Source organism: Stenotrophomonas sp. PS02297 (assembly GCF_029959705.1).
GTDB lineage: Bacteria > Pseudomonadota > Gammaproteobacteria > Xanthomonadales > Xanthomonadaceae > Stenotrophomonas > Stenotrophomonas nitritireducens.
The window spans coordinates 1-8,096 of record NZ_JASCOS010000141.1; the positions used below are offsets into that span (position 1 = coordinate 1).

The 8,096-nt window shown below is 71.2% G+C and carries 8 protein-coding genes; 4 read left to right on the forward strand and 4 right to left on the reverse strand.

Annotated elements, in window-relative coordinates; genetic code table 11:
* On the forward strand, positions 1-2,088 hold a 2,088-nt coding region (locus tag QMX80_RS17160; RefSeq protein WP_282278384.1), incomplete at its 5' end, for a GNAT family N-acetyltransferase.
* 271 nt (positions 2,089-2,359) lie between these two features.
* A complete protein-coding gene (locus QMX80_RS17165; protein ID WP_282278385.1) occupies positions 2,360-3,088 on the forward strand; it encodes an alpha/beta hydrolase in 729 nt (242 codons plus the stop codon).
* Between the two features lie 24 nt (positions 3,089-3,112).
* Here the strand turns inward: QMX80_RS17165 and QMX80_RS17170 are convergent, their stop codons facing one another.
* Positions 3,113-3,415 carry a hypothetical protein gene (locus tag QMX80_RS17170; RefSeq protein WP_055767104.1) on the reverse strand — a complete coding sequence of 101 codons (303 nt, stop codon included), beginning with the start codon at positions 3,413-3,415 and terminating at the stop codon, positions 3,113-3,115.
* An 80-nt stretch (positions 3,416-3,495) separates the two neighbouring features.
* A complete protein-coding gene (locus QMX80_RS17175; protein ID WP_273081449.1) occupies positions 3,496-4,452 on the reverse strand; it encodes an aldo/keto reductase in 957 nt (318 codons plus the stop codon).
* 279 nt (positions 4,453-4,731) lie between these two features.
* On the opposite strand from QMX80_RS17175, the gene QMX80_RS17180 reads away from it, so the two are divergent.
* Together QMX80_RS17180 and QMX80_RS17185 are read left to right on the forward strand one after the other, a co-directional pair.
* The gene (locus QMX80_RS17180) at positions 4,732-5,499 is read left to right on the forward strand and encodes a methyltransferase (RefSeq protein WP_235504272.1); all 768 of its coding nucleotides are present in this window, start codon (positions 4,732-4,734) and stop codon (positions 5,497-5,499) included.
* Positions 5,500-5,584: 85 nt separating this feature from the next.
* Complete coding sequence (locus QMX80_RS17185) at positions 5,585-6,127, forward strand: pseudouridine synthase (RefSeq protein WP_273081575.1); 543 nt, start codon at positions 5,585-5,587, stop codon at positions 6,125-6,127.
* A gap of 100 nt (positions 6,128-6,227) precedes the next feature.
* Here QMX80_RS17185 and QMX80_RS17190 read toward each other — a convergent pair whose 3' ends face one another.
* Together QMX80_RS17190 and QMX80_RS17195 are read right to left on the reverse strand one after the other, a co-directional pair.
* A complete protein-coding gene (locus tag QMX80_RS17190) occupies positions 6,228-6,581 on the reverse strand; it encodes a hypothetical protein (RefSeq protein WP_055767095.1) in 354 nt (117 codons plus the stop codon).
* Between the two features lie 380 nt (positions 6,582-6,961).
* A partial coding sequence (locus QMX80_RS17195) for an ATP-dependent helicase C-terminal domain-containing protein (RefSeq protein ID WP_282278386.1) occupies positions 6,962-8,096 on the reverse strand: 1,135 nt, incomplete at its 5' end.

An 8,096-nucleotide genomic window follows, 5' to 3' on the forward strand; every position in this document is an offset into this window, starting at 1 on the left:
CGCCCGTGTTTAAAACCCCCCCCCCCCCCCCCCCCCCCCCTGCCCCGCCCCCCCGCGCGCGCGGCCGCGCGCGCCAAGCCGGTGGTGGTGGTCAAGTCCGGGCGCCAGCCGCGCAGCGCCGAGGCCCGCGCGCAGACCCATTCGCAGACGCTGGCCGCGTCCGATGCGGTGTACGGGGCGGCCTTCAACCGCGCCGGCCTGCTGCGGGTCAACGCGCTGGATGAGTTGTTCACCGCGGCCGAGACGCTGGGCCGGCTCGGTACGTTCCCGGGCCACCGGCTGGCGATCCTCAGCAACGGCGGCGGCATCGGCCGGCTGGCGGTGGACCAGCTGCAGGCGCTGGGGGGCACGCTGGCGGCGTTGTCGCCGGCCACCATCGAGCAGCTGGACCGCGCGCTGCCGCAGGGCTGGTCGCGCGACAACCCGGTCGACATCGTGGTCGACGCCGGCGGCGAGCGCTACGCGGCCGCGGTGGAGGCGCTGCTGGCCGACGAGGCCAACGATGCGCTGCTGGTGGTCAACGTGCCGACCGCGTTCACCTCCTCGGCCGAAGCGGCGCAGGCGCTGACCCGCACGCTCGGCCTGCGTTCGCGGCAGCTGCGCGACAAGCCGGTGTTCGCGGTCTGGCTGGGCAACGACGAACAGGCAACGGCCACGCTCAACACCGCGCGGGTGCCGACCTATCCCAGCGAGGCCGAGGCGGTGCGCGGTTTCCAGCACCTGGTGCGTTACCGCCAGGCGCAGGCGGCGTTGATGGAAACGCCGCCGAGCCTGCCCGCCGATTTCGTGGTGGACGTCGCCGCCGCGCGCGCGCTGGTGGAGGCGGCGCTGGACAACGGCCAGCAATGGCTGGACCCGGTGGCCACGCACGCGCTGCTGCAGGCCTATGGCATTCCGTCGCTGGCGGTGATGGTCGCGCGCGACGCGCACGAGGCGATGGATCTTGCGCAGCCGCTGCTGGAGCGGGGCGCGACCGTCGCGGTGAAGGTGTTCTCGCCGGACATCCCGCACAAGTCCGACGTCGATGGCGTGCGCCTGAACCTGGGCACGCTGCAGGCGGTGCACATGGCGGCGACCTCGATCCTGCAGCGCGCGCGCGAACTGCGCCCGCAGGCGCGCATCGAAGGCGTGCTGGTGCAGCCGACGCTGGTGCGGCCCAAGGCGCGCGAGCTGATCGCAGGCATCGCCGACGACCCGGTGTTCGGCCCGGTGCTGGTGTTCGGCCGCGGCGGCATCGCGGTGGAAGTGATCGACGACAAGACCCTGGCGCTGCCGCCGCTGGACCTGCGCCTGGCCCACGAGGTGATCGGCCGCACCCGCGTCTCGCGCATCCTCAAGGCCTATGGCGACGTGCCCGCCGCCGACGAGCGCGCGGTGGCGCTGGTGCTGGTCAAGCTGGCGCAGCTGGCCGCCGACATTCCCGAGATCCGCGGCCTGGACCTCAATCCGCTGCTGGCCGACCGCGACGGCGTGATGGCGCTGGACGCGCGCATCGCCATTGCCCCGGTGCGGCGCCTGCACAAGGGCCGCGGCCATCCGCGCTTCGCGATCTTCCCGTACCCGACCGAGTGGGAACGCAGCATCGACCTGTCCGACGGCGGCAAGGCCTTCGTGCGCCCGGTGCGGCCGGAGGACGACGCGCTGTTCCGCGCCTTCTTCGCCCGCGTCAGCGACGACGACCTGCGGCTGCGCTTCTTCCAGTCGGTCAAGCATTTCAGCCACGAGTTCATCGCGCGCCTGACCCAGCTCGACTACGCGCGCTCGATCGCGCTGGTGGCCATCGACCCCAGGAGCGGCGACATGCTCGGTGCGGTGCGCCTGCACGCCGACGCCGACTACGACCGCGGCGAGTACGGCATCCTGATCCGCTCCGACCTCAAGGGCCACGGCATCGGCTGGAAGCTGATGCAGATCATGATCGAGTACGCCGGCTGGCAGGGCCTCAACATGGTCGAAGGCCAGGTGCTGCGCGAGAACAGCACCATGCTGGCGATGTGCCGCACGCTGGGCTTCAAGGTCAAGCCCGATCCGGACGATCCGACCCTCATGAACGTCACGCTGCCGGTGCAGCCGCTGGAAACGGCCTGATCCAGCGTCGGGCAGCGATTCCCTGGGCGGCTTCCAGGGGCGCGTGCGAACCGCGCCGGGGCGGTGAAGGCGCGGCCCGCGCCTCCGTTCGCGCCGAGAGAGTTGCCCGGGATGGCCGCGCGTTCGGGCGGCATGCGCTGTGGATGGGCTGCGCGCACGGCGGGCCCAACGGCGTGATCGGCGCCGATCATGCGGACGGCGGCAACGCCAGATCCGGTCGTGGTGCCCGCACCAGCTACCTGTCGGCGGCCGCGGACGCGACAATGGCGCCATGGAAACCGCCATCGCCGGGAACGCGCCCGGGAAAGTTCCGCTGCTGTTGCTGCCCGGCCTGCTCAACGATGCCGAGCTGTGGCGCGCGCAGATCGCCGCCCTGTCCGACATCGCCGACTGCATCGTCGGCGACCAGACCCGCGGCGAAACCCTGCAGGCGGTGGCCGAGGACGTGCTGGCGCAGGCGCCGCCACGCTTCGCGCTGGCCGGGTTCTCGCTGGGCGGGTTCGTCGCCCAGCAGATCCTGCGCGTCGCCCCGGAACGCGTGCGGCGGCTGGCGCTGGTCGACGCCTCGATCCATGCCGATTCGCCGGAGCGCGCCGCACAGCGCCGCGCGCAGCGGGCCAGCGTGCGCCTGCCCGGCACCTTCCACGGTTTCGGCGACAGGCTGATGCGCAGCTACATCGACGCCTCGCGCCTGGACGACCAGGCGCTGGTGCAGCGCGTGCGCGACATGACCTCGCGCCTGGGCGCGGAAGTGTTCCTGCGGCAGAGCGCGCTGGAGCGGCCCGACGGCCACGACGTGCTGGCCGCCTACCGCGATCCGCTGCTGATCATGTGCGGCGCCAACGACCGCATCACGCCGCTGCCGGTCAGCGAGGAAATGCACGCGCTGGCGCCGCATTCGCGGCTGGTGGTGCTGCCCGGTTGCGGGCACCTGGCGCCGATGGAGAAGCCCGACGAGGTCAGCGCGGCGCTGCGCGACTGGCTGCATGCGCCGGCCTGACGCGCCTGCCGGATCCTGCGCGCTTCAGTGCAGCGACTGCGCCTGCTCGGCATGGTGCCAGGCATGGCGCACCAGCCAGCGCGCTTCGTCCCAGGGCACCGCCAGCGCCGGCGCGTGCCGGTGATAGCTGTCCTGCAGCGCGCGGTAGAGCTGTTCCTCGCTGGCGCGCGGCCACGCCAGGTAGACCTCGAAGCCCATCTGCAGCAGGCGCCGGTACTGGTCGAAGTCGTGGTGGCCGAGCCGGCCGATGGCATGGACGCTGCGCCAATAGGCCATCTCGGCGTCCACATCGAGGCTGCGAAGGCTTGCAGTGTGCGGGTTCTGCATGAGCGGTCTCCGTTCGCGGTCCGCCCCCTGTAGGCCGGATGCTACGACCGGGTCGGCGCGGGGTTCAACCCGCGCCGCATTCAGGCTTCGGCGCTGGCGGCATCCAGCTGGGCGATTTCCTGCGCCGACAGCGACAGCCGCGCGGCGGCGAGGATCTCGTGCAGCTGCGCCACGCCGGTGGCGCTGACGATGGGCGCGGTGATGCCGGGCCGTGCGATCAGCCAGGCCAGTGCGACCTGCGCCGGCGTCGCCCGGTGCGCGGCGGCGACATCGTCGAGCGCGGCGAGGATGCGCAGCCCGCGCGGGTTCAGATAATGCGCGACGACCTTGGCGCCGCGCGCGCCGCTTTTGCCGGCGTCGTCGGCGCTGCGGTACTTGCCGCTGAGGAAGCCGCTGGCCAGCGCGTAATAGCCGATCACGCCCAGCTCCTGTCCGCGCGCCAGCGGCTCCAGTTCCGCTTCGTAGCCGGCGCGGTCGTAGAGGTTGTACTCGGGCTGCAGGCTCTCGTAGCGCGGCAGGTGGTAATCGGCCGATACCTTCAGCGCATCGCGCAGGCGGGACGCGCTGTAGTTGGACGCGCCGATCGCCCGCACCTTGCCGGCTTCGACCAGGCGCGCGAAGGCGCCCAGGGTTTCTTCCAGCGGCACCGATTCGTCGTCCTCGTGCGCCTGGTACAGGTCGATCACGTCGGTGCGCAGGCGCCGCAGCGAGTCGTCGATGGCGGCATGGATGTTGTCGGCCGACAGGCCCGGGCGCTCGGCCCATTTGCCGACCTTGGTGGCGAGCACCACCTTGTCGCGCCTGCCGCCGCGGCCGAGCCAGCGGCCGATGATGGTTTCCGATTCGCCGCCCTTGTTGCCCGGCACCCACGCCGGATACACGTCGGCGGTATCGACCAGGTTGAAGCCGGCCTCGACGAAGGCGTCGAGCAGGGCGAAGGCGGTCTTCTCGTCCGCGCTCCAGCCGAAGACGTTGCCGCCGAACGCAATGGGGCCGACCTGCAGGCCGGAACGGCCGAGTTCGCGGAACCGGGTCATGCGCACCTCCTTGGAATCGGCATAACAGCATAGACGCCGCATATGCCGGTTCCGTTGCGGCGAGGTGAAAACAGCGTTCCGCATGAGCTGCGCGCGCTAACGGGTCGTGAACATTCCAGCCCTGCGAGCGCATCGCACGCGCGTGCTAGGCTCGCTGCACTCCAACCGTGGAACATTCCGATGAAGACGACCGCCCCGTTGGTTGCCGCCTGCCTGCTGTTCGCCGCGCTGCCCGTTGCCGCGCAGGAGCACGCGCACGCCGGCCACGACCACGCCGCCATGCATGGCGCCCCGGCCTCCGCGCCGTTGCAGGCCGCCGTGTCCGGCGACTGGCGCAGCGCCGCCAACGCCGCGCGCGACCAATACCGGCATCCGCTGCAGACGCTGGAATTCTTCGGCGTGCAGCCGCAGCAGACGGTGATCGAGATCACCCCGGGCGGTGGCTGGTACTCCGAGATCCTGGCGCCGTACCTGCGCGGGCAGGGGCATTACGTGGCGGCGGTGGTCGATCCGCAGGCCCTGCCGGCCGGCGGCGGCCGCGACTACCAGCAGCGCACCCGCGACGGGCTGGAAAAGAAGTTCGCCGGCGCGCCGGCGCTGTTCGACAAGACCACGGTCGTCGCCTACGACCCGGCCGCGCCGGTGCTCGGCAAGCCGGGTTCGGCCGACGTGGTGCTGACCTTCCGCAACGTGCACAACTGGCGCGCCAGCAACCAGGCCGAGGGCATGTTCCGCGCGTTCTTCGCGGTGCTCAGGCCGGGCGGCACGCTGGGGGTGGTGGAGCACCGCGCCAAGGCCGACGTTCCGGCCGACGACAAGAGCGGTTACGTCGGCCAGGCGCAGGTGATCGCCATGGCCGAGGCGGCCGGTTTCAAGCTCGAGGAACGCAGCGAGATCAACGCCAATCCGCGCGATACCAAGGACCATCCCAACGGCGTGTGGACGCTGCCGCCTTCCAACACCCACGATGCCGCCGACGATGCCAGGTACAAGGCCATCGGCGAGAGCGACCGGATGACGCTGCGGTTCGTGAAGCCGCGCCCGTAACGCGTCTGGTTGTTGTACAGGCAAGGGCCGCCATCGCTGCGGCCCTTGCCGCTTCCGCGCCGCTGATTTCCTCTTCGTGTCCGCCATGCTCATCGCCTTCAACAAGCCCTTCAACGTCCTGTGCCAGTTCACCGACCGCAGCCAGCCGCCGCGGGCGACGCTGGCCGGTTTCGGGTTGCCGAAGGACGTGTATGCGGCCGGGCGCCTGGATTACGACAGCGAGGGCCTGCTGCTGCTCACCGATGACGGCGGCCTCGCGCACCGGTTGACCGATCCGCGCCACAAGCAGGACAAGACCTACTGGGTGCAGGTGGAGGGTGTGCCGGCGCCGGAGAAGCTGCAGGCACTGCGCGACGGCGTGCTGCTCAACGATGGGCCGACCCTGCCGGCGCGCGTGCAGTGGCTGGAAACGGCGCCGGCACTGTGGCCGCGCGATCCCCCGGTGCGTTTCCGCAGGACCGTGCCCGATGCCTGGCTGGCGGTCACGATCCGCGAGGGGCGCAACCGCCAGGTGCGGCGCATGACCGCCGCGGTAGGCCTGCCGACGCTGCGCCTGGTGCGTGCCTCGATGGGGCCGCATGCGCTGGATGGCCTGCAGCCGGGGCAGTGGCGGTGGGTCGGTGAATAGGAACGGGTGAGGGCAGCGCAAGAACCCAGGGCAGGTTCACATGCAGCTTGAACGCATGCGGTTCCTGCCTCTACCCGTTCCTTTTCACGCGTTCCCTGCTTCAGGTGTCGCTGCCGATATCGCTGGTTTCGTCCACCGTGGTGGTGGCGCGGCGACGCTGGGCGATCTGCTGCGATTTCGCCTCCAGCGCGGCATTGTCGCGCTTGTTCTTGCGGTAGATCGCGTAGCCGATCAGGCCCAGGCCGACCGCGGCCACGGCGACGGTGGCGGTGGGGTTGCGGCGCGCCGCCCGGCCGACCGCGCGGCCGCCGGTCTTCATCGCACCGATCGCGGCACCGGCCTTGAGCCAGTCGGCGGCATTGGAACCTCCGCTCTTGAGGCTGTCGCCGGCGTGGCTGGCCAGTTCCATGGCCCGTTCCAGGGCCGTTCCGGTGATGTCGCTGAACTTGCTCATGGGGATCCTCGGTTGCAGGGGCAGGCACGCAGTGTCGCGGGACCGGCGTGCAGGAAATGTTAGCCGGGAACGGGGCATGCGCTGCCATGGCGATGCGCGTTGCGGTCCGCGGGTACGCGGCCTGCCCGGGAAAGCCCCAGCGGGGCGTTGCCCCGCTCTACGGTGAGCCGCGTTGCCCGGGTCCACGGGCTTTGCGCGATGTGCCGCCGTGCCGCTCCGCCCCACGCATGCATTCGCAGCCCAGCCCCATGCCACCGTCGCCACGGGAGAGGGGTCCCCATGTCCCGTGTGGCTTTGCGCGATGCGTAGCGGTCGCGCTCCGCGCCACGCATGAATTCATGGTCCAGCCCTGTGTCACCGTCGCTACGGGAGATTGATTCTCACGTCCCGCGTGGCTTTGCGCGGTGTGTTGCGGTCGCGCTCCACGGATCATCAGGCCACGGATGCCGCGGATACCGCCCCTTCATCTCCTTCTTCACCTCGGCATAGGTGTTCTGCCAGAAGTTGCGCAGGTCGCCGGTGACCTGCAGCGGCTTGCCGCCGGGGGAGAGCAGGTGCAGCAGCAGCGGTATGCGGCCATCGGCGATGCGCGGGGTGTCGGCCAGGCCGAACAGTTCCTGCAGTTTCACCGCCAGCACCGGCGGGCGCGGGGTGATGCCGTCGTCGTCCATCGCGTAGTCGATGGCGCGCTCCATGCCGGACGGCACGCCGACGCGCACCGGTGCATGACGGTCGATCAGCTGGCGTGCGTTCCAGTCGACGCCGGACTTCAGCGCCTCGCCCAGTTCCTGCTCGCCGAGAGCGTCCAGTCGGGTCTTGCCGGCGAAGGCCGGCAGCAGCCAGTCGTCGAGCGTGGCCAGCAGCGCCGCGTCGGACAGGTCCGGCAGTTCCAGTTCCGGCATCCAGTGGCGCAGGCCCTGCACGCGATGGCGCCATTGCCGCAGGTTGCCGGTCCACGGCAGGGCGTCCAGCCCCAGTTCGCCGACCGCGTCGGTGAGCGCGCGCGCGGCCTGCGCCGGATCGACCTTTCCGGCCGGGCGGCTGTCCAGCACGATGCGGTCGAAGCCGGATTCGCGGCGGGCCTCCAGCGCCCGCCGTTCGCTGTTCCAGCGCACCACGTCGTGCTGGTGGAAGCGCTTCGGGAAATCGCTGCGCAGGCGCGCTTCGTCCACCGGCGCGGCGCGCAGCATCAGGGCATCGCGCGCTTCGAAGCGCAGTTCGCTGACCACCAGCCAGGGCTCGCCGCGCAGGTCGCTGTTGTCGAACAGGCGCGCGCTGCGGCCATTGGCCAGCTGGTAGCGCAGCGGATCATTCGGATGGCGCGCGGCGATGCGGTCGGGAAAGGCGTGGGCGAGCAGGTCGCCGAGCTCGTGCGCTTCGATGTCGGCCGGCGGCGTGGCATCGCAGCGCAGGCGCCGCCGCCATTGCCGGGCCGCCGCGTCGATCGCGGCCAGGGCGCTGCGGCTGGCGTCGTGCGGCGCGCGCCCGTTGCGGAACGCGGCCAGCGCGCGCCAG

Excerpts from the sequence above, each read along its gene's own strand:
- QMX80_RS17165 (WP_282278385.1), top strand. The coding sequence starts at position 2,360 with ATGGAAACCGCCATCGCCGGGAACGCGCCCGGGAAAGTTCCGCTGCTG.
- QMX80_RS17170 (WP_055767104.1), bottom strand. The coding sequence starts at position 3,415 with ATGCAGAACCCGCACACTGCAAGCCTTCGCAGCCTCGATGTGGACGCC.
- QMX80_RS17175 (WP_273081449.1), bottom strand. The coding sequence starts at position 4,452 with ATGACCCGGTTCCGCGAACTCGGCCGTTCCGGCCTGCAGGTCGGCCCC.
- QMX80_RS17180 (WP_235504272.1), top strand. The coding sequence starts at position 4,732 with ATGCATGGCGCCCCGGCCTCCGCGCCGTTGCAGGCCGCCGTGTCCGGC.
- QMX80_RS17185 (WP_273081575.1), top strand. The coding sequence starts at position 5,585 with ATGCTCATCGCCTTCAACAAGCCCTTCAACGTCCTGTGCCAGTTCACC.
- QMX80_RS17190 (WP_055767095.1), bottom strand. The coding sequence starts at position 6,581 with ATGAGCAAGTTCAGCGACATCACCGGAACGGCCCTGGAACGGGCCATG.